Here is a 20,708-nt window from a genome sequence, read left to right on the forward strand (position 1 = left end):
GTTTGACTCCTTGCTGACTGACAATAATTGGAAAATATCACACATTAACTACCTTTCCGTCTTCAATAACTGGCTGAGGTTGTTGAGGTCGCAAAAAATGCCCAAATTGAGCATACAAAGCTGGCAAAACTAACAGCGTTAGTGCTGTCGAAGTAAACAATCCTCCTAAAACTACTACGGAAAGCGGTTGCAAAATTTCTTTGCCCGCCCCACCTTCAAAGACTAAAGGTGCTAAACCCAAAGCAGAAGTTAAAGCGGTCATCAGGATGGCGTTCAGCCGTTCCATCGAGCCTTTAATAATTGCTTCCTTAAAAGCCATTCCCTCGGCAAATTTAGTGTTGTAGTTGTCTACTAATAACAAGCCGTTGCGGGTGGCAACGCCAAATAAAGTGACAAAGCCAACTAAAGAAGCTACAGAGATGATGCCGCCCGTCAAAGCTACCGCAATTACTCCTCCCACTAATCCGATCGGCAAATTAATCATAATCATAGCAGTTGAAGCGATAGACTTGACGGACAAGTACATCAATACTGTAATTACCAAAAAGGCGATCGCACTAAATATCATAATATTTTGCGAAGCTCTTTGTTCTGCTTCAAATTGACCGCCGTACTGGATAAAATATCCAAAAGGCAACTCTACCTCTCGTTTTACTTTAGCTTGAATTTCATTCACAACCGATCGCAAATCCCTATTTTTAGCATTAGCAGCCGCCACAATCAACCGGGAAACATTCTCGCGGTTAATCGTATTGGGCCCCGTACCGTATTTAACAGTCGCAACTTGGGCGAGGGGAATCTTATTGCCGCTTGGAGTATCAACCAACAAATTCTGAATAGTTTCTAGATTGTTTCTGGCTTCAGGCTGCAACCAAACAACTAAGTCAAAAGTTTGCTGCACCTCCAAAACTTGAGAAACAACTTTGCCGTTTAAAGCTGTCTCAATTATTTCAGAAAGCTCTCCGATTTTCAAACCGTATCTACCCGCAGCTTGACGGTTAAACTTAATTTGAATTTGTGGCACTGGCACCTGCGGTTCGAGTTGCAAATCCACAATTCCGTCAACGGTTTTCATTTGCTCTTCAACTCGGGCACCGATGCTGCGAAGTTGATCCAGATCCGGGCCAAAGATTTTAACAGCAATCTGACTTCTGACACCAGATAAAACCTCATCCATCCGGTGAGAAATAAAACCGCCGATATTTGGTGCAACTCCCGGCAATTTAGCAAATTCCTGCCGCAGCGCCTCCAAAGTTTGCGGCCTGTTTTTCATCCCATCCTCGCTCAAACCGATATCAATGTGAGCTAAATTGACTCCCGCAGCATCAGCATCTCCCGGAGCTCTGCCCGATCGCACTTGCACGTATTCAAACCTGGTATCATCCTTAAGTGCATCTTCAATAGCAAAAGCCGCGCTATCTGTTGTCTCCAAAGACACCCCCGGATAAAGCTGAATAGTATTCACCAAAGTTTGCTCCTGAAACTCCGGCAAAAACACCCGTCCAAAGGATGGCAAAATAATTAATGTAGCCACCATACTAGCAGCAGCTAAAGCTAAAATAATCCTTGAATAGCGCATTGACAAATTTATCGAAAAATGATATATGCGCTTGCAAAATCTCGGCAGCCAAGGTTCCGCAGCACTCATGCGTTTGGTAGGCAACAAGATAGCACAAAGGGCCGGAGATATTAACAGCGATTCCAGACTAGAAATCACAACAACTACCAAATAAGTAATCCCCATCGGCGTAAAAATTCGACCTTCTACACCGGGCAAAGTAAAAATTGGAGAAAACACAACAATCCCAATAACAGTCGCTCCAATTAACGAATCGCGCACCTCTTGACTGCCATCAAAAATCACATCCATCACCGGGCGAGGATGAAGAGAAGCCTTATTTTCTCTCAAATTGCGGTAGGTATTTTCGGCATAGACGATCGCATCGTCGATCGCAGTGCCGATCGCCACCGACAAACCCCCCAAAGTCATCGTATTTAATCCCAGCCCCAGCCAATTCATCGCCAGCAGCGCCAACAGCCAAGTCAGAAAGAAATCCAGCAAAACAACCGCGAGAGTGCGCCAATTCATCAAAAACGGGATGAGAATAAGGGTGACAATGATACTGCCTTCAATTAAAGCCGATCGCACATTCTCCACCGAGGAATTGATATACTCTTCCTGGCGGAAAGTCACAGTAACTTTAATATCTTTGGGCAGAGCTTGCTGCACCTCAGCCATTGCTGCCTCAACTGCTTTCGTTACCGTCGGAGTATCAGCAACTGGCTGTCTGTTTACCATCACAATCACAGCTTTTTTGCCGTTAAAACTGCCATCGCCCCGCTTGATTGCAGCACCAATCTTGACCTCAGCCACATCACTAATTCTGACGGGTGTTCCGTGGCGAGAGTCGATCGCCGATTGCTGCAAATCTTCCACAGACTCAATCCGCCCCACCCCCCGGATTAAAGTTTCTCGATCCGGCGTAATTAAATACCCCCCCGGCGCGTTAACATTCGCAGCCGCCGCCGCTTCAGCTACTTGCTGCAACGACACATTAAAAGCTTTTAACTTGGCAGGTTCTACTAATACTTGATACTGCCTTTCTTCGCCGCCGTATGCCACCACTTGAGCAACGCCAGTCACAGCTAGAAGGCGATTTGTGACTTGCCAATCAACCAGACGGCGCACTTCCATCAAAGGAGTAGTTTCCGAGGTAAAAGCATAGGTAATAACAGTGCCGACAGGAGAAGTTGTGGGAGAAATTTGCGGTGTTTCTACCCCAGCCGGGAGTTTGCTTTGAGCTTGCTGCAACCGTTCTGTTATCAACTGGCGCGCTTGATAAATTTCAGTTCCCCAATCAAAGATTACCTTAACCGAAGAAAGGCCCACAGCGGAAGACGATCGCACTGCTGTTACCCCAGGAGTTCCGTTAATCGCACTTTCGATCGGTAGTGTTACCAAAGACTCGATTTCTTCCGGCGCGAGCCCCGGTGCTTCCGTCTGAATTTCCACCTGCGGGGGTGCAAAAGGAGGGAAGACATCAAGGGACATTTGGGGGATGATATACAATGTCCAAAGACTAACAATAATGGTGGCGATAACGACTAGCCAGCGGCGGTTAATTACCCATCTAAGAATAGTGCTGAACATTTTCTAATTTTATAGAGGTGATGACTACCAGCTACCGTTTGGCGATCGACTATTTAACAATAAAATTTAGCAGATATTAAAGGCTCCGGCTGCCGTAGCTTTTCCCGCGATTCCTTGGCTGAACAGTGTTAAATAGCCATTCTATTTAGCTTGACACCCAAAAATGAAATTAGGATGAAATCTTTTAACTTTCAACCCGGATTCATAAGTAATGTAAAATCTATAATCTAAAATCTAAAATCTAAAATGATATAACCTGCGTTGCTTTTTTTGACAAGGCAGCTTACAACAATACTCACATCTTGCACCATTCTCCATTACTTGTTTAGGAACAGGCAAGATGCCTGTTCCACAAGAAAAGTCATTCTTTGTGGAACGGGCCGGAGATCCCGTTCTTGACAAGGGTGCAAGATATCAGAATAGTTATTATGCAAGCACCCAAACACTACTTACAAACTCTAGAAAGCATTGGCGAAATAGACTATAGCAATCCTAAATCATTTGTAAAAATATGTAGGGGTAGTGCTACCCCTACTCCCCGTGCCTACCCCAGCCAAGGCGGGGCAACCGGGCGTGGGTTTTGCCCCTACAAGAATTACACGAATCATTTAGGATTGCTATACAATCCAGTACCGCCAAAGCGCTCGGAACGGGTAATCATGCGCGCTCAGTTCAAAGGGCGTAAAAAACCTCTGCCGTATATTTTCGATGAAGAACGATCGTAGAGCCTTTCTGGGTGCAGGTAAATTAATCAACTATTTTGCAAAATTGGGATGCACCCTTTTGACTTACTTCAAAAAGATGAATTTGCCATTCTTTCCATCTACATCCATCTTGATTTGAGCAATGTAAAACTGGCTCTGTACAACTTCACCTTCAGGGGTAAAGGAAATTTCACCGAGAGGGGTATTGTACTTTCCAGCTAGGATTTGCTGATTCAGCTTTGTGCGTAACTCTGCCAATGACAACACGCTGAGTTTGGTTTTACTATCCAAAGCTTTCAAGGCTTCCACGAATACTTGTACGGCAGTGAAGGCTTGAGCACTAAACTGCGGTGGTTCCTTCTTGTTTTGCTTTACATAAGCATCGCGGAAGGCAGCATTGATTTCGCCGGGGGCTTCGGGACTATAGGCTTGAGCAATGATAATACCCTCGCAGATTGCTTGACACACCGAGAAGATATTAGACGTGTTCAAACCATTGCCGCCAACGATGGTACCTTGATAACCCAGTTCCCGCAGTTGCCGGATCGAGTTACCCCCATCGGCTGCCAATCCTGAAATAACAACTAAGTCGGGTTGGAGAGCGAGTGCATTACCAATTTGAGCTTGGAAGTCCGTGTCAGTAGTTTGGAACTTTTGGACGGTGACGATATCCAGCCCTTGGTTTTTAATCGCTTGCTGGAAAATTTCTGTCTCCGATGTCGTGAAAGCGTCATTTTGAGCATAAAAGACAGCGACTTTTTTAATCTTAGGATTAAGCTTAAGCGCTGCCTTTACTGCATTGGGAGCTACAAGCGAAATAGGTGCAGAGACACGCGCAATATACTCACCAATCTCAGGAATCCCTTTGGCAGTATTCGATGCGCCAATGACTGGCAATTTTGCTCGTTCTGCGATTGGATTGGCACTAAATGCCTGCTGAGAAGACGATGGCCCAACAATGCCAACCACTCGATCTTGATTAATTAGAGTTTGGAAGGCGTTGATGGCTCCTGCTTCATCTCCTCCAGTGTCTTGAAACACCATTTTAATAGGAGTACCATTAACACCTCCCCTGTCGTTGAAATATTTCTCAGCAATTTTGACACCACCCACTGATTCCTGAGCTAAAAGAGCATAGTTGCTGGTTTGCGAGAATGCTGCTCCAATTGGAAGGGCAGTAGCTGAATTGGGTGTAGCTGCTGCTGGTGTATTGCTCGGAGTATTAGTGGTGGTGGTGGTAGGTTGATTGGTTTGACTACAAGCAACAACCAGTATAAAAGTGATGAACGAGGTGAGAATGTGAGTAAAGATACTTTTCTTAAACATCTTAGGACTTCCGCAGTGAGTATGTGCAACTACAATAGTCCTGAACATTTAGTTAGGTAATTGGTAATTGGTAATTCTATCTTACTCCGAACTTTCGCCAACTGGGATAAGGCGAAACTAGCCAGCGGCGGTTAATTACTCATCTAAGAATAGTGCTGAACATTTAATAATTTGGGAATTGGGAATTGGGCATTGGGCATTGGGAATTGGGAATTGGGCATTGGGCATTGGGCATTGGGCATTGGGCATTGGGCATTGATAAAAACAACTATCCGTGTATCCGTTACTTCCGTGTCGTGCTGTTACTTCAAACTCTTGACCGAAAGCATCCAGGATACAAGCCCCCGGATTCATTCCTTCGCAGACTCAGGACCCAGAAATAACAAACCTGTATTCGATGAAACTTGCCGAACGTATTTATCCGTGGGGTCAATGCTTCAATCTAAAATCTAAAATCTAAAATCTAAAATCGATTGACTTCTGTCTCTGCATTTTTAACGTGATGGTTGTCATTGTGTAACAGCAGTTCATTGTCCAACGCCGATGTAGAGGCGGAAAAACCATTATTTGCAGCATTGTTTCCAGGAGCCGCTGCTATTGCTGGCAATTTGCGCCGATTTCCCCACAACACGCCGGCTGTGAAAGTCAGGGATGCGATCGCAACTCCTCCCCCTATTCCCGCCCACCATAAAGACACGGGTAAATTATTAAAATTAACCTCTGTTGCCTTGGGATTTGCGTCTTTCTTTTCCTCGTCTTTTGATGGCTTGCTGCCACCCCGCAAAGATTGTGCGTAAAGTTGAGGTGCTCGCTGCGTTACTATCAAATCTCCCTCGAATAAACCCCTCTTCACTTCAACTAAATCTCCGGCCGTTTGACCGAGTTCAATTTCAACCGCTTGATAAGCATTACCATTTTGGACGTAAACGGTTTTTTTCCCGCTAACATCCACTACCGCCGCACTCGGAATTGCTAAAATATTTGTGGCAGTTTTGTCGGTTAAAATCTCCAACTCCGCAAACAGTCCGGGCTTTAATTCACCGTTAATATTATCTAGTTCTGCTTTCACCGGCACCACCCGCGTTTCTCCTGACACGGATGACCCAATTAAGGCGATTTTTCCCTTGAAAGTGCGATCGGGTAAATTAGCGACTTTTACCCTGACTTCCTGACCCTGTTTTACTTGATTCAGGTCTTTTTCGTAAATATTGGCTGTGGCAAAAACGCGGCTGTCATTTAACAGACTCATCAACGGTTTTTCAGCGTTTACTGACTCTCCTGGGGTGATTTCGCGATCGGCTACCGTCCCCGAAATCGGAGCAACTACGGTAACGAGTCCTCGATCGTTGGCAACAGTTCCTAATTGTTGGAGTCGCGCTTGATAGGCTGCGTCAGCCAAGCGAATCCGCGACTGAGCGACTTCGACGGCAGTTTTGCCGCGTTTGAGTTGGTTCTCGGCTTCTAGGACTTCCCGGCGGCTCTGAGCTCTGGTAAGTTGAGCTTTTGCTTCCGCTACTCTGCCTTGAGATTCCCGCAATTCCCGCATTGGGAGGTCTACTTCGGCTTGTTTAATTTCGGTTTGGGCTTTGATAACTTCTGGACGGCTTTTTGCCTTAGCAACAGCGGCTTTTGCTTCGGCGAAGTGGGCTTGCGATTCCAGCATTGTGCGCCGCGCGATCGCCCCTGATGCCACTAATTCTTTGTCGCGATCGAACTGTTCTTTGGCAACAGTTAATTCTGTTTCTGCCCGTGCTATTTCGGCTTGCGCTATTTCAACTTGACGCTGATAGTTTTCTTTAGCGGCTTGTACAACTGAACGCTTGTTTACTAATTCTTGTTCTTGCTGGTACTGCTTAGTTACCGCTGCCAATTGGGTTTGGGCTTGGGCGATTTCTGCTGCGGATATTTGACTTTGGCGATCGTAATTTTCTCGTGCTAGTTTGAGATCGCCTTCCGCTTGCTGCAAATCTGCCTCAGCTTCGGCACGTTTCGAGAGAGATTCAACCCGCAACTGTCCTAATTCTGAACTCGATAAAACCGCCACCGGTTGACCTTTTGATACTTTGTCCCCAGGCTTAACCAGCAACTCTACTACTTTCCCAGCAACAGGAGCCGTAACTTCAACTTTTTCGTTGGGTAAAGTTTCAATTTGTCCTGTGGTTTTGATGCCGATATCTAGTCGCTGGCGGGAGGCAGGGGAGACTTTAATACCTAATCGTTTTGCTGTTTCGGCATCGACAGAAATAGCAGCAGGAGTTTCAGTTGTTTCGCCGCTTTGGTGAAATTCATCTCCGTGGCCAGCGTGGGCAAAAACAGCGGCAGGAGAACTTAGCAAAATTAGGCTGAACAAACTTCCCGAAAAGCTGCTAATAATTGCCGGATATTGAGCATATTTGTGGAATATCATCGTTGGCAATGTCCTTGAAATCAGGTTGAGTGCCACAGGTTTAGCAGTTGGTATTTTGCCAAGGTAAGTAAGTGATACCCATTAAGTAAAGTTACTTATTAGCATTTTCCAAGAAGCGACTGCTAAGCAATGACCAAGAGCTAGAAATGCTCTACTCAACCTAGTATTTCACGGTCAAATGAAATTAGGATGAAATTTCGCCTCAGCAGCCCAGATACCCACCGGCTGCTAAAATACCCATATAAGTTGCGCCTAGTGACAAGCGATTTGGCTGTAGATTTTTTGCCGGTTTTTTTATCTCTGCTGGCGCTGCAATTTCGTTGGTCAATGCGCTCACTAGCTCATCTACGGCTGCATTTGATTTATAAGTGGTGTTTAATTCCAAGCTATTCAATATCATAAACTACCCTCTCTATCTATCTAGCTTTTTGCTGACCTATCTACTACTTTAGAGGTATGGCTGAGCAATTGTCTACAGTATTCTTACGTAACTTTCTACTACTTTAGAGCTAGGGCGGCTCAATTATCTACAGTCTGTGTAGGTACTCTCAGGAAACTGAGGTGGAGTCAGACCAATGCTGACAGCCACAGTCAAGCTACATTACTTTGTCTACCAAGGTTGTCGCCACTTTTTCATTTGCTCAATTTCTTGCTTTTGTGAACCAAGTATTTTCTTAACTATCGAACTACTGTGATTAAGGTCACTTATTTTCATGATTTTGGTCACGTTTTGTTGAGGTGAGCTAAATTACTTTTTGTACCAAGCTTGCCGCCACTGTTTCATTTGCTCAATTTCTTGCTTTTGCGAAGTCAGAATTTCTTGAGACAATTTCTTCATTTCCGGGCGTTTTGACTTCTTCAAAGCATCTTGGGCCATCACTAAAGCTCCTTCGTGGTGAGGAATCATCGCATTGATAAATCGCAAGTCAAATTGGTCGTCAGCCGCCCCTAAATCCATGCTCATCATCATGTGGTGCATTTGTTCGGGAGTCATGGCCATCATGCGACCCATTGGAGCCTGATAAGCCATCGGGGTACTGCTGGCTTTGGGATACCAAGTTTTTCGCCACTCTTTCATTTGATTGATTTCGCGGTTTTGAGCAGCAATTATATCAGTGGCAAGTTTTTTCATTTCCGGGCGTTTAGATTGTTTAAGCACATCTTGAGCCATTTTTACAGCACCTTGATGGTGTACTGTCATGCCATCAATAAATCGCAAATCGTAGTCGGCATCAGCAGGGCCTAAATCCATTGACATATCGTGATTCATGCCATGATGCTCCATGCCACCCATGCCACCGCCTTGTGCCACGTTTTGCTTGTTGTTTGCTTCGGTTGCAGCCGTAACATTTGGGGCGGGAGTTTCACTGGAAGGGGCATTTGAACAAGCTGCAAGCACTCCGCTGGTTAAAGCGGCTGTGGCGGTCAACATCAGCGCTGCAAAGCCTGTTTTTAATGAAATTGGTTTCATCGATTTTATATCCTTAAAACTGCCATTTATCTTCAGCTTTCCACATATAAATGAAATTAGGATGAAATTTTTGCTGCGAACTTGTAAAGAATTATTGCTCTGCCCTCGATCGCACTCAAAGTTAAGATTTACAGAACTGCTTTGTAAAACTTACCTAAACTTCTCTAAACTCATTTTTAGACACAGTTTGTGCTTACTTCCTACGCTGTTGGGTAGACGGCTAATCCCAAGATAAGTAGGCTATCCCCCTCAAGCCGAGGGTTCCCAATTTAAAATATTTAGACTTGCGTTCCAGTCCCGATCTAAAGATATGCCACAAGCAGGACAGTCAAAAGTCCGAACGCTTAGTGGCATATCTTTTTTTGTGCCACAATTGGAACAAGTTTTGGTACTAGGAAACCACTGGTCTACCAGGACTAAATTAGCTCCATACATTTGGCACTTGTAGTCAAGTTGACGTTGGAATTCGTAGAAGCCGAGATCAGATCTTGCTCCAGCTAACTTATGATTCGCCATCATTCCTTGAACGTTTAAGTTCTCAATCTTAATTAACTTGAATGTTTTAGCTAAGTAAGTTGTCAACTTGTGGAGGAAATCTAAGCGAATGCGAGCTATCCGCGCATGGAGTCGGCTGATTTTACTGTAGGTTTTACGCTGGTTTTGAGAGCCTCGCACCTGCTTTGATGCTTTGCGCTGCAAAGTGGCAAGCTTGGTTTTCGCACTGGCTATCAACGGCTTTGGTGCATCAAAAGTTTGCTGGGTTGACAGCGTGGCAAAAGACTTAATACCGAGATCTATTCCTACAGAACTTTCAGACGGCTGAACAGGTAGACGTTCTGCATCAACGCAAAAGGAGACTTTCCCAGCGATTTCCTTCTTTTGAAATCGTGAAAGTTTGAGAGAGGAAGCTACATTCTAGGGGTTCAAAAAGCCTAAAAGTTCCCAATGTAGGAATCTTAATCGTTCTGCCAGCAGTTAGCAAAACTTTGCCGTGAGACGAATCGACCGTAAAAGATTGACCGTCCCTGCGACTAGCGAATCTTGGATGACCTGCTTTCCCAGAACGGTAGCGACTAAACGCATCTTTGAGATCGATCAAAGCATTTTGGTAGACTCGGCTAGACAATTGGTTCATCCAAGCAAATTCAGGCTTTTTCTTGACATGGTTGGTGAGAACTTTCTTGACTTCGTTGATCACCTTCGAGTCGGTAAATTTTCCCTCGCCATACATTTGAGTCCGCAAGCTCAACCCAAAGTTAAAAACTACGCGCCGGAACCCTGCGTGTTTCGCCATCAAGGTCGCTTCCTTGTTATTTAATTTGAGCGCTCGTTTAATGGCAAACATAAAACTTCCTCAATGGCGATTAACTATGGACAAGTTTAGCAAACTATTTGACACTTAAGTCTTACTCACAACCTAATTATGTAGGGTGCACAGTGCGCGCCTTACCCCTATGGATAGCGTGTCAAACCAGTTTTTTCAGAATTCCTGATTTATTTTGCAATTCCCCTTGACTCTCCTGTGGACTGGAGACTTTACAATAAAGTTAATTCATTGATTGAGCAGAGTAGTTTCTGCTGAGGTTCAAATTATGACTTTACAGCTAAAAGTGCCTAAGATGGCTTGTTCTGCTTGTGCGACTACAATCACAAAAGCAGTCCAAGCCATTGACTCAGCCTCAACGGTTGAGGCGGATCTCAAGACAAAATTGGTCACGATTCAAACCGCTAAGTCAGAAAGTGAAGTTAGGAAAGCGATCGCATCGGCGGGCTATCCAGCTATTTAAACACAGGAGGTAATTGTCTTATTTAGGAGGGCATCTATGGACAATCTCACACTTAAATTGCGGGGCATGAGTTGTGCTTCTTGTGCTTCCTCTATCGAACAAGCAATTCAATCTGTTCCCGGCGTAATTGAGTGTCATGTCAATTTTGGGATGGAACAAGCAACCATCCAATACGACTCCAAGCAAACCAACTTAGAAACAATTCAATCGGCGGTTGATGATGCGGGATACCAAGCTTTGCCGCTTCAAGAAATGGCGGCGCCAGAGGATGATTCCGAACAAGCCGATCGCAAATCGGAATCTCAAACATTGCAGCGGAAACTCTGGACATCAGGTATCATAAGCATCCTGCTAGTTGTGGGATCTATTCCAGCGATGACAGGCTTGCATCTGCCATTTATTCCCGCATGGCTGCACAATTTTTGGCTGCAATTAGTCCTGACATCACCGGTACAATTTTGGTGCGGAAGATCGTTTTATGTGGGAGCTTGGAAATCCCTAAAACGGCGTGTAGCAACAATGGATACCCTGATTGCCTTGGGTACGAGTGCTGCTTACTTTTATTCTGTATTTGTGACATTTTTTCCCGGTTTCTTCACGGCGCAAGGTTTGACTCCTAGCGTTTACTACGAAGTAGCAGCCAGCGTTATCGCCTTAATTTTGTTGGGGAAAACCCTAGAAAATCGGGCGAAGGGAGAGACTTCGGAAGCCATTCGCAAACTCATGGGTTTGCAAGCAAAAACGGCTCGGATAATTCGCAACGGGGAAGAGTTGGAAGTGCCGATCGCCCAAGTGGAAATTGGCGATGTCGTGCAGGTGCGGCCGGGAGAGCAAATCCCCGTAGACGGAGAGGTAATTGAGGGTGCTTCGACGGTAGACGAAGCAATGGTTACGGGAGAAAGTTTGGCTGTCAAAAAGCAGCTTGGCGACGAAGTTATCGGAGCCACAATTAATAAAACTGGCAGTTTCAAGTTTCGGGCAACAAGAGTTGGCAAAGATACATTTTTAGCTCAAATTGTCAAGATGGTGCAGGACGCACAGGGTTCAAAAGCACCAATCCAAAAGTTAGCCGACCAAGTGACTGGTTGGTTTGTTCCTGTAGTAATTGCCGTCGCTTTAGCTACTTTTATTATCTGGTTTAACGCGACTGGAAATATCACTTTAGCAATCGTAACAATGGTGGAGGTGCTGATTATAGCCTGTCCCTGTGCTTTGGGTTTGGCGACTCCGACTGCTGTGATGGTTGGCACGGGGAAAGGTGCAGAAAACGGGATTTTAATTAAAGGAGCCGAGAGTTTAGAATTGGCTCACCAAATCCAAATTATCGTGTTAGATAAAACGGGAACCCTCACAGAAGGCAAGCCGACTGTAACTGATTTTGTGACAATTAAAGGAACGGCGAACAGCAATGAGTTAAAGTTGCTGCAATTGGCTGCGTCTGTAGAGCGAAATTCGGAGCATCCTTTAGGGGAAGCTGTTGTTAGATACGCTCAATCTCAAGAGGTTAATTTGACGGATGTTAAGGATTTTGAGGCGATCGCGGGGAGTGGTGTTCGAGGGGTTGTAGCCGGAAAGTCGATCGCCCTGGGAACGCTGAGGTGGATGCAGGAACTCGGCGGCGATACTGAATATCTGGAACTGCGCGGGAGAGCTTTGGAAGCTGCGAGCAAAACGGTTGTTTGGATGGCTGTAGAGGGCAAAATAGAGGCAATTCTGGGCATTGCGGATGCCCTCAAACCCTCGTCAGCGCAGGCGGTGAAAGCGCTTCAAAAGCTCGGTTTGGAGGTGGCGATGCTGACTGGGGATAATCGCGCGACTGCGGAGTCGATCGCCCAATCCGTGGGCATTACTCGCGTTTTTGCCGAAGTTAGACCCGACCAAAAAGCAGCTCAAATTCAAGCCCTGCAACGGGAAGGAAAAATTGTCGCGATGGTGGGAGACGGGATTAACGACGCACCGGCTTTGGCCGCTTCAGACGTGGGAATTGCGATCGGCACCGGCACAGATGTCGCGATCGCCGCCAGCGACATTACCTTAATTTCAGGAGATTTGCAAGGGATAGTTACAGCAATTAAACTTTCCCGCGCCACCATGCGGAACATCCGCGAAAATCTGTTTTTTGCCTTTATTTACAACATCGCTGGAATCCCGATCGCGGCAGGCATTTTGTACCCAATTTTTGGCTGGCTGCTAAATCCAATTATCGCCGGTGCAGCAATGGCATTCAGTTCAGTCTCTGTAGTTACTAATGCTTTGCGATTGCGAAATTTTCACCCAAAATCTATTGCCTAAATTTAGTCATCAGTCATTAGTCATCAGTCATTAGTCAACAGTCAACAGTCAACAGTCAACAGTCAACAATGACGGACGGTGCAACCGGAATCGATATCAGGCGTGGAATACGCACCCTCCCCCGATTTATCAACAAAAATCTCTTGTATAAACTAGGAGAAATTTAAAAAATGTTGAACCAACGCCAAATCTTAGGAAGCCTCGTAAGTTTAGGAATTATGCTCGGAATTGCATCGGGAGTTCGAGCCAATCAAATATCAACCAATCCTGCAAATTCAACCGCTAAATTTCGGCAGATCGAACAGCCGTTAAGTTTAAAAATAGGCGTAACAGCAGGCGGATTGACATTAATTGGTTTAGAATTATGGTGGTTTTTGTTCAGTAAAAAGCCAGCGAAAACCAAGTAAACTTTGCCGACGCGGTTTTTTCCAGCAAGAAATCGCTAAAATTGAGGAAGCTTAAAAAATTTGGAGTGAGCTAAATGCAACTACTACACACGATGCTCCGAGTCGGCAACCTGGAAGAGTCCCTCAAATTTTACACCGAGGTTCTGGGCATGAGATTGCTGCGGAAAAAGGACTATCCAGACGGTAAATTTACTCTGGCTTTTGTTGGCTACGGCGACGAATCAGACACTACAGTTTTGGAATTAACATACAACTGGGGCGTCACAGAGTACAATTTGGGGGATGCTTACGGTCATATTGCGATCGGCGTTGACGACATTTACGGTACTTGCGAAGAAATTAAAGCTCGCGGTGGTAAAGTTAGCCGGGAACCCGGCCCGATGAAGCACGGTTCAACTGTCATCGCTTTTGTGCAAGACCCAGATGGATATAAAGTTGAATTAATTCAACTGCAAAATCCACGCGACTAGAAAGAAACCGGGTTTCTGCGATAATTTTGGCATCCTCATCGAGACTTGGTGAAGAAACCCGGTTTCTGACTCCCAATGGGAACCAATTCTTAAAGTTTAGGGTTTCTTTTTGGGAGATTGGGGAGGTTGGGGAGATTTTAAGATGTTGTCCTTCCCCATTTTATCAACGATTAAGTCGCTGATAATCTGAGCTCCGTGGGAGGTAAAGTGCAAGCCGTCATTATTTTTTACATAGCCTCGCTTACCAGATTTATTAGCAACTACTGGAACAAATTTTCCTCCTTGTCCAAATGTCTCCCAAGTAGAAATAAATTCTATTTTGGATGAAGATTTGCTGGCAGCTTTATAAATATTGTTCATGATGGGAAAAGCTTTGAGATACGAAGATTTGTTAGGCATCGATTGACCGACCCAATACACTTTTCTCACGGATGACGAATCAAGTAAATTTGCATATTTTTCAACTCTTTCTTGATAAGCTTTTTGCCATTCTTTGGTCATAACAGCCCAGCCTTTTCCTTGAGAATCAATGATATTTTGACGGTCATTGGTTCCAAACATAACTATCACTACATCCGGCTGGTAATTATTAATAATTTGGCGAGTTCTGGCATACCAATCATAATAATCTATCCGATTTAATCCGGTCGAGACCTTGTAGTCTATTTTCGTATCGGCGATATTGTATTTTGTCTTAAGAGTGTACTGGAGTTGAATTCCTAAGTCGAACATTACGGAATCTCCAATAAATAAAAATCTGCGATAAGGTCTGGTCAGTTTAGGTTTGGCTGGGGTTGGTTTTTTAGCTGGGGTTGGTTTTTTAGCATTAGCAGGCTTTGGGGGTTCAACGGCAGCTTTTGTTTCGGTTTTGACAGGAGGAAGTTCTGATTCTTTGGGGAGGCTATCGAAGTTAATATCTTTAATTTTGCTCCAAAAATCTTGTTCTGATTTTCGGAAACCTTCTATTTTTATCTGGCGCGCTGCTTCTTTGATTTCTGGACTGGCGAAAGGAGTTGAAGCAAAGCTTTTTAGAAATAATGATAAGTTTGAAAATATTAAAGTGAGAATGACAGAAGTAACAATCAGCAAAAATTCCCGGTCTTTCATATTTATTAAAAATTAAAGTAAATAAAAGGCGGCATGGTACTCGGCCCCAACATCAAGATAGTATACACGAGCAGTGAAACTAAGACAACCCGAAAGAAAATGTTTTTTAATGACAATACGGTTTGCAATAGTTTCGCGATGCGATCGCCCCACAAGTTGATCGCGCCAATGACTGCAATTACTAAATACAATTGCCAAAAGTTAAATTGAAAAGTGGCGACTGCAGGATGGAAAATTCCTTCAAAAAAACTCATCGCAGTTTCCCAGTTGGGAGTGCCGAAAAATACCCAGCTACAAGTAACAAAAGTAAATGTTAGCAGCCAACTGCAAAATTTAGCAAATCTGGGAAAGGCATAGTCTAATTTAAAGTGGATAGCTTGGGGGATATCTTTACATAAATGGTTGACAATTAATCCTAAACCGTGAATTGCTCCCCAGAAAATAAAGTTTAAACCTGCGCCGTGCCACAATCCGCCGATCGCCATTGTCATCAGTAAATTTAGGTACTTCCTCAACTTGCCGTATTTGTTCCCGCCAAAGGGAAAGTAAACGTAATCCCTCAGCCACTCGGAAAGACTGATGTGCCACCTTTTCCAAAATTCTTGCAGGCTGAGCGATCGGTATGGCATATTAAAGTTGGCAATGGGTTTAAAACCCAGCAAACACGAGATGCCGTTGGCTAAATCCGAGTAGCCGCTGAAATCTACGTAAATTAGACAGGAATAGGAAATTGCCGCGAGGATTAAATCGATGCTGCTGTACTGCTGGGGGACTTTGAATGGCAAGTCAGTGAAGTTAAACAAAAAGCTCGATAAAGTATATTTTTTGAAGAGTCCCGACAAAATCAAAACTATAACTTCTTCAATTTTATAGTCGTATTTTTCCGGTGAATTTAGCTGCCCGTAAAATTCGCGAGCTCGCGAGATTGGCCCGGAGGCAATTTGCGGAAAGTAGGTAATGTAGGCGGCATAGTCTACAAATTTCGGACAAGGGATTTTTTGCTGGTAGCAGTCGATTAAATGAGAAATCATTCTAAAAGTGTAGAACGACACGCCGACGGGGGCGATTATTTGCAAAACGGGAAAGTTGGCGGGAATTTGTAGCTGGTTCAGTACCTCAAATAAAGAAGTTACAAAGAAGTTGCAATATTTAAAGATGCCGAGATAGCCAATGTTGAAAACTAAGCCGGAGATGAAAGCAATTTTTTTATACTTACTGTTGCAGATCACCCGGAGAATGATATAATTGTATACTGTAGAGAAAATGAGGAGCAAGAGAAAGTCAAAGCTCCAAAACGAATAAAATAATAAACTCGAAGCTAACAAGACAATTTTATACAAATCGACTTGGGGTTTCACCGAGACGATCAGGCTAAAAATAATTAGGAAAAATACTAAAAATTGGTAAGTGGGAAATAGCATAAATCTCAGTCGCTAAAAAATCTTGTTTGTGGCAATATTTTTATAAGTACGGCCAGCGAACCTATCCCCAAGGGAATCGCCAGAGTCGGTCTGAACTCATATGTTGCACCATTGTCAGTTAGCCTTTTATGAACAGGCAAGATGCCTGTTCCACAAGAAAATTTATCTTTTGTGGAACGGGCATCTTGCCCGTTCTTGAGAATGGCGCAAGATGTGAGTCTCACCGCAGCAAATTTCGGGGTGGATTGCGGACTGTAAGCTTTTGCAATCTTGTCAATTAGGTCACAACTTGCGCCGTAGTTAACCGCACTCATAAATTCATAATCCTGTTTAAAGATTATGATGGTTGTGAGACGATGTATTAACGGATAACAACAGGAATCCCCTTGATTGCGAGGAACCAACGTGCAGCCAACAGACCCTAGCAAATTTACAGATCAAGCCTGGGAAGCCATTGTCAAATCCCAGGATGTAGCCCGCCGCTTTGCCAATCAGCAGCTAGAGGTTGAACATTTAGCCATCGCCCTTCTCGAACAGCAAGGCCAGGCCAACAGCATTCTCAGCAAAGCTGGAGTCGATGCCCCCCGCTTGGCCCAGCAGTTAGATGCTTTTGCCAAACGACAGCCCAGAGTTGCCAACGCTGACCAACTATACCTCGGTCGCGGCTTAGAAGTGATGTTAGATGTTGCCGAGGCCACCAGGGCGACTTGGCAAGATAATTTTATCGCCGTTGAACATTTATTAATTGGTTTAGTAGAAGACGAACGAGTCGGGCGCAGGTTGCTGACAAAAGGCGACGGCCCGCCGGGTCGCCCCGGTTACGATCGCAAACCCCCAGCCGGTACACTCGATCGACCAAAACTCGAAGAAGCAATCAAATCTTTCCGCGCCACTGCTAAAGCCCAAGAAAAAAATTCCGAAACGGGGAAAGGCAGCCGCAGCAGCGCTAAAGCCCAAGATCAAGATGGCGAAGCTAACTCCGACGCCCTCAGCAAGTACGGTCGCGATTTGACAGAAGCCGCCAAAGCCGGCAAACTCGACCCAGTAATCGGCCGCGACGAGGAAATCCGCCGCGTGGTACAAGTTCTTTCCCGCCGCCAAAAAAACAATCCGGTGTTAATTGGCGATCCCGGAGTCGGAAAAACTGCGATCGCCGAAGGTTTAGCCCAACGAATTGTCAACGGCGACGTACCCGAATCTTTGAAAAATCGCCAGCTATTTAGCCTCGATATGGGCAGTTTAATTGCTGGGGCAAAATTCCGGGGCGAATTTGAAGAACGATTGCGGTCTGTTCTGCGGGAAGTCATCGATTCCGACGGGCAAATTGTCCTATTTATCGACGAATTGCACACGGTTGTCGGGACTGGTGGCGGCGGCAGTTCCGGTTCGGGAATGGATGCGGGAAATTTGTTAAAACCCATGTTGGCGAGAGGCGAATTGCGCTGCATCGGCGCTACAACTCTCGACGAATTCCGCAAGAATATTGAAAAAGATCCTGCCTTGGAACGCCGCTTTCAACAAGTATTTGTTGGCGAACCCAGCGTAGAAGATACTGTTTCGATTTTGCGCGGATTGAAAGACCGTTACGAACGCCACCACGGGGTAAAAATTACGGATTCGGCCCTGGTAGCTGCTGCAACTCTGTCTTTTCGCTATATTTCCGATCGCTTTTTGCCAGACAAGGCGATCGACCTCGTAGATGAAGCGGCCGCCCACTTGAAAATGGAGATTACCTCTAAACCTGTGGAATTGGAAGGCATTGACCGCCGGGTGATGCAGTTGGAAATGGAAAAATTGTCGATCGAAGGCGAAGGAAAAGGAGCTCTAGCCCCTGGGCTCGGCTTCCGCGTCGAACGCATCACATCTGAGATTGACATTTTAAAAGTTAAGCAGGAAAAATTGTCCTCTCAGTGGTTGGGCGAAAAGCAGTTGTTGGATGCAATCAATAAATTGAAAGCAGAAGAAGACCAACTGCGAGTCCAAATCGAACAAGCAGAAAGGGCTTACGATTTGAATAAAGCCGCACAGTTAAAGTACGGCAAGTTGGAAACTGCGGTGCGCGATCGCGAAGCCAAAGAAGCGGAACTTTTGAAACAGCAAGCTCAAGGTTCTTCCCTGCTGCGGGAAAAAGTTACTGAGGGCGATATTGCGGAAATTGTCGCTAAATGGACGGGCATTCCGGTTAACCGGTTGTTAGAATCCGAACGCCAAAAATTGCTGCAATTGGAAAAACACTTGCACCAAAAAGTTATCGGTCAAGAGGAAGCTGTAACAGCCGTGGCGGCGGCAATTCGGCGCGCTAGGGCGGGTATGAAAGACCCCGGCAGGCCGATCGGCTCTTTCTTGTTTATGGGCCCCACAGGCGTCGGAAAAACTGAGTTAGCGCGGGCTTTGGCGGAGTTTTTGTTTGACAGCGATGATGCGATCGTCCGCATCGATATGTCGGAATACATGGAGAAGCACAGCGTTTCCCGGTTGGTAGGAGCTCCTCCCGGATATGTCGGTTACGATGAAGGGGGACAACTTTCCGAAGCAGTGCGGAGACATCCTTATTCGGTAGTGCTGTTTGACGAAGTGGAAAAAGCGCACCCGGACGTATTTAACATTTTGCTGCAAGTGTTGGATGACGGCAGAATTACCGATTCTCAAGGTCGAGTGGTTGACTTTAGAAATACCGTAATTGTGATGACTAGCAATATCGGCAGCGACCACATTTTAGACGTGTTTACTAAGAAGGAAAAAACCGTCAAAAAACCTGCTAGCCGGAAGCAGGAAACGAAAGATTTGTCAAGTCAAAAGACAGATTATAAAGTGGCTGCAGACGGTACTGTTGAGGTGTCGGCCCAGCGAGTCGATGGTGATACTGTAACTAAGAGTGAAAACAAGACTGAGAACAAGAGTGAAAATGACAATTTATTGACTCAAGAACGGGAGACAGACCAAGAGTACGAACAGATGTTAAAACGGGTGATGGCAGCGCTGCGATCGCACTTTCGGCCGGAATTTCTCAATCGGGTGGACGAGATAATTTTGTTCCACACTTTGAGCAAGATCGAACTGCGGCAAATAGTCAGCATTCAAGTGAAGCGGATCGAGCGTTTGTTGGCAGAGCAAAAAATCACTTTGGAACTGTCGGATGCGGCGAAAAACCATATCACAGATGTTGGTTACGACCCGGTTTACGGCGCTCGTCCCTTGAAACGCGCTATCCAGCGGGAGCTGGAAAACCCGCTGGCTAACAAGATTCTGGAAAATGCGTTTGTGGAGGGTGATACAATTGCGATCGACTGTGAAAATAACTCTTTGCAATTTCGCAAAAAAGAGTCTCGTCCGGCGCTAGCAGGTAACAGTTTGTAGTTGCCGAATAGTTGGGAACAGGCAAGATGCCTGTTCCACAAACCATCCATTTTCTTGTGGAACAGGCATCCTGCCTGTTATTGAAAATTAGGAACAGGCAAGATGCCTGTTCCACAAATAATAAGCCTTCTTGTGGAACAGGCATCCTGCCTGTTATTGAAAATTAGGAACAGGCAAGATGCCTGTTCCACAAACCATCAATTCTCTTGTGGAACAGGCATCTTGCCTGTTATTGAAAATTAGGAACAGGCAAGATGCCTGTTATTGAAAATGGTGAAACCTATTACTTGATATCAAGAATTAGACATGGTGCGGCTGCCATAGGCATCCATGCTGTAGGCGGGAACGCGAACGCGGTAATCAATTTCTGTTCCCGTCACTGATTTTGCCAGTTGTTCAAAAGATTCATCGTTCCAATTCCGCTCGTGGATAGGCTTTGACTGTTCGCCCAGGAAATATGCTTGAGTGCCAATTACTGAGGCTGCTACCCAACCGACGATTAAAAGAGCGATTACAATAGTCATTTTTACTTTTTCCTTAACTTTTGTTGCTTTATGTAAACTAATGTAACGAAAATTAGCAATCAACGTCAAGGTAGTGTAATGTCGTGGCAACCGTCCGGCAGGTAGTAAATACCGCACCTAATCCTGAGTCTGTAGGGTGTGCTTAGTGTCAACAAGGGCTCGATCCCCTCTAGCCCCCCTTAATAAGAGCAGGGCGGTTTCATTCTCGGTAGGGGCAATCCCCCTGTGGTTGCCCCCATGTCCCAAACGCCTGTGAAATCGTCTGTGGGTGGGGGCGGGCACGG

18 protein-coding genes are annotated in these 20,708 nt (G+C 45.3%); 7 read left to right on the forward strand and 11 right to left on the reverse strand.

Annotated elements, in window-relative coordinates; genetic code table 11:
• Positions 1 to 37: 37 nt before the first annotated feature.
• On the reverse strand, positions 38 to 3,151 hold the full coding sequence (locus tag QUA00_RS26770; RefSeq protein WP_333411763.1) for an efflux RND transporter permease subunit: 3,114 nt from the start codon (positions 3,149 to 3,151) through the stop codon (positions 38 to 40).
• 428 nt (positions 3,152 to 3,579) lie between these two features.
• Between QUA00_RS26770 and QUA00_RS26775 the strand changes: the two genes are divergently transcribed.
• Positions 3,580 to 3,876 (forward strand): hypothetical protein, encoded by a 297-nt coding sequence (locus tag QUA00_RS26775; RefSeq protein ID WP_333411764.1) that lies wholly within the window; start codon positions 3,580 to 3,582, stop codon positions 3,874 to 3,876.
• A 63-nt stretch (positions 3,877 to 3,939) separates the two neighbouring features.
• Here QUA00_RS26775 and QUA00_RS26780 read toward each other — a convergent pair whose 3' ends face one another.
• The 6 genes from QUA00_RS26780 to QUA00_RS26805 all read right to left on the reverse strand — a co-directional run bounded on the left by QUA00_RS26780 (position 3,940) and on the right by QUA00_RS26805 (position 10,404).
• Positions 3,940 to 5,181, reverse strand: a complete 1,242-nt coding sequence (locus tag QUA00_RS26780; protein ID WP_333411765.1) for an ABC transporter substrate-binding protein — start codon at positions 5,179 to 5,181, stop codon at positions 3,940 to 3,942.
• 463 nt (positions 5,182 to 5,644) lie between these two features.
• Positions 5,645 to 7,588, reverse strand: coding sequence for an efflux RND transporter periplasmic adaptor subunit (locus tag QUA00_RS26785; protein ID WP_333411766.1), 1,944 nt, complete (start codon positions 7,586 to 7,588; stop codon positions 5,645 to 5,647).
• Between the two features lie 202 nt (positions 7,589 to 7,790).
• Positions 7,791 to 7,988, reverse strand: coding sequence for a hypothetical protein (locus QUA00_RS26790; protein WP_333141992.1), 198 nt, complete (start codon positions 7,986 to 7,988; stop codon positions 7,791 to 7,793).
• Positions 7,989 to 8,336: 348 nt separating this feature from the next.
• On the reverse strand, positions 8,337 to 9,059 hold the full coding sequence (locus QUA00_RS26795; protein ID WP_333141991.1) for a DUF305 domain-containing protein: 723 nt from the start codon (positions 9,057 to 9,059) through the stop codon (positions 8,337 to 8,339).
• Positions 9,060 to 9,308: 249 nt separating this feature from the next.
• Positions 9,309 to 9,857: an RNA-guided endonuclease TnpB family protein gene (locus tag QUA00_RS26800; RefSeq protein WP_333411774.1), complete on the reverse strand. Its 549-nt coding sequence runs from the start codon at positions 9,855 to 9,857 to the stop codon at positions 9,309 to 9,311.
• A gap of 43 nt (positions 9,858 to 9,900) precedes the next feature.
• Positions 9,901 to 10,404, reverse strand: coding sequence for a helix-turn-helix domain-containing protein (locus QUA00_RS26805; RefSeq protein WP_333141990.1), 504 nt, complete (start codon positions 10,402 to 10,404; stop codon positions 9,901 to 9,903).
• 247 nt (positions 10,405 to 10,651) lie between these two features.
• Here QUA00_RS26805 and QUA00_RS26810 point away from each other — a divergent pair, with 247 nt between their 5' ends.
• From QUA00_RS26810 to gloA, 4 genes are all read left to right on the forward strand, one after another.
• Positions 10,652 to 10,846, forward strand: a complete 195-nt coding sequence (locus QUA00_RS26810) for a heavy-metal-associated domain-containing protein (RefSeq protein ID WP_333411767.1) — start codon at positions 10,652 to 10,654, stop codon at positions 10,844 to 10,846.
• A gap of 36 nt (positions 10,847 to 10,882) precedes the next feature.
• Complete coding sequence (locus QUA00_RS26815; protein WP_333411768.1) at positions 10,883 to 13,138, forward strand: heavy metal translocating P-type ATPase; 2,256 nt, start codon at positions 10,883 to 10,885, stop codon at positions 13,136 to 13,138.
• A gap of 170 nt (positions 13,139 to 13,308) precedes the next feature.
• Positions 13,309 to 13,545, forward strand: coding sequence for a hypothetical protein (locus QUA00_RS26820; RefSeq protein WP_333279951.1), 237 nt, complete (start codon positions 13,309 to 13,311; stop codon positions 13,543 to 13,545).
• Positions 13,546 to 13,619: 74 nt separating this feature from the next.
• Complete coding sequence (gene gloA / locus QUA00_RS26825) at positions 13,620 to 14,015, forward strand: lactoylglutathione lyase (protein ID WP_333411769.1); 396 nt, start codon at positions 13,620 to 13,622, stop codon at positions 14,013 to 14,015.
• 96 nt (positions 14,016 to 14,111) lie between these two features.
• On the opposite strand, the gene QUA00_RS26830 is transcribed toward gloA, so the two are convergent.
• The 3 genes from QUA00_RS26830 to QUA00_RS26840 are packed head-to-tail and all read right to left on the reverse strand — an operon-like array spanning position 14,112 to position 16,683.
• Positions 14,112 to 15,122, reverse strand: a complete 1,011-nt coding sequence (locus QUA00_RS26830; protein ID WP_333411770.1) for a DUF459 domain-containing protein — start codon at positions 15,120 to 15,122, stop codon at positions 14,112 to 14,114.
• A 5-nt stretch (positions 15,123 to 15,127) separates the two neighbouring features.
• Positions 15,128 to 16,543, reverse strand: a complete 1,416-nt coding sequence (locus QUA00_RS26835) for an MBOAT family O-acyltransferase (protein WP_333411771.1) — start codon at positions 16,541 to 16,543, stop codon at positions 15,128 to 15,130.
• Positions 16,544 to 16,548: 5 nt separating this feature from the next.
• The gene (locus tag QUA00_RS26840; protein ID WP_333411772.1) at positions 16,549 to 16,683 is read right to left on the reverse strand and encodes a hypothetical protein; all 135 of its coding nucleotides are present in this window, start codon (positions 16,681 to 16,683) and stop codon (positions 16,549 to 16,551) included.
• 265 nt (positions 16,684 to 16,948) lie between these two features.
• Between QUA00_RS26840 and QUA00_RS26845 the strand changes: the two genes are divergently transcribed.
• Positions 16,949 to 19,900, forward strand: coding sequence for an AAA family ATPase (locus QUA00_RS26845; RefSeq protein ID WP_333411773.1), 2,952 nt, complete (start codon positions 16,949 to 16,951; stop codon positions 19,898 to 19,900).
• A 26-nt stretch (positions 19,901 to 19,926) separates the two neighbouring features.
• Complete coding sequence (locus QUA00_RS26850) at positions 19,927 to 20,067, forward strand: hypothetical protein (RefSeq protein WP_333141984.1); 141 nt, start codon at positions 19,927 to 19,929, stop codon at positions 20,065 to 20,067.
• 126 nt (positions 20,068 to 20,193) lie between these two features.
• On the opposite strand, the gene QUA00_RS26855 is transcribed toward QUA00_RS26850, so the two are convergent.
• On the reverse strand, positions 20,194 to 20,424 hold the full coding sequence (locus QUA00_RS26855; protein WP_006634333.1) for a photosystem II protein, Psb35-related: 231 nt from the start codon (positions 20,422 to 20,424) through the stop codon (positions 20,194 to 20,196).
• Between the last annotated feature and the right edge of the window lie 284 nt (positions 20,425 to 20,708).

It is taken from the genome of Microcoleus sp. T2B6 (assembly GCF_036700475.1).
In the GTDB taxonomy this organism is placed as follows: domain Bacteria; phylum Cyanobacteriota; class Cyanobacteriia; order Cyanobacteriales; family Microcoleaceae; genus Microcoleus.

Excerpts from the sequence above, each read along its gene's own strand:
- QUA00_RS26805 (WP_333141990.1), bottom strand. The coding sequence starts at position 10,404 with ATGTTTGCCATTAAACGAGCGCTCAAATTAAATAACAAGGAAGCGACC.
- QUA00_RS26835 (WP_333411771.1), bottom strand. The coding sequence starts at position 16,543 with ATGCTATTTCCCACTTACCAATTTTTAGTATTTTTCCTAATTATTTTT.
- QUA00_RS26780 (WP_333411765.1), bottom strand. The coding sequence starts at position 5,181 with ATGTTTAAGAAAAGTATCTTTACTCACATTCTCACCTCGTTCATCACT.
- QUA00_RS26770 (WP_333411763.1), bottom strand. The coding sequence starts at position 3,151 with ATGTTCAGCACTATTCTTAGATGGGTAATTAACCGCCGCTGGCTAGTC.
- QUA00_RS26830 (WP_333411770.1), bottom strand. The coding sequence starts at position 15,122 with ATGAAAGACCGGGAATTTTTGCTGATTGTTACTTCTGTCATTCTCACT.
- QUA00_RS26855 (WP_006634333.1), bottom strand. The coding sequence starts at position 20,424 with ATGACTATTGTAATCGCTCTTTTAATCGTCGGTTGGGTAGCAGCCTCA.
- QUA00_RS26790 (WP_333141992.1), bottom strand. The coding sequence starts at position 7,988 with ATGATATTGAATAGCTTGGAATTAAACACCACTTATAAATCAAATGCA.
- QUA00_RS26815 (WP_333411768.1), top strand. The coding sequence starts at position 10,883 with ATGGACAATCTCACACTTAAATTGCGGGGCATGAGTTGTGCTTCTTGT.
- QUA00_RS26810 (WP_333411767.1), top strand. The coding sequence starts at position 10,652 with ATGACTTTACAGCTAAAAGTGCCTAAGATGGCTTGTTCTGCTTGTGCG.
- gloA (WP_333411769.1), top strand. The coding sequence starts at position 13,620 with ATGCAACTACTACACACGATGCTCCGAGTCGGCAACCTGGAAGAGTCC.
- QUA00_RS26850 (WP_333141984.1), top strand. The coding sequence starts at position 19,927 with ATGCCTGTTCCACAAACCATCCATTTTCTTGTGGAACAGGCATCCTGC.
- QUA00_RS26785 (WP_333411766.1), bottom strand. The coding sequence starts at position 7,588 with ATGATATTCCACAAATATGCTCAATATCCGGCAATTATTAGCAGCTTT.
- QUA00_RS26775 (WP_333411764.1), top strand. The coding sequence starts at position 3,580 with ATGCAAGCACCCAAACACTACTTACAAACTCTAGAAAGCATTGGCGAA.
- QUA00_RS26795 (WP_333141991.1), bottom strand. The coding sequence starts at position 9,059 with ATGAAACCAATTTCATTAAAAACAGGCTTTGCAGCGCTGATGTTGACC.
- QUA00_RS26820 (WP_333279951.1), top strand. The coding sequence starts at position 13,309 with ATGTTGAACCAACGCCAAATCTTAGGAAGCCTCGTAAGTTTAGGAATT.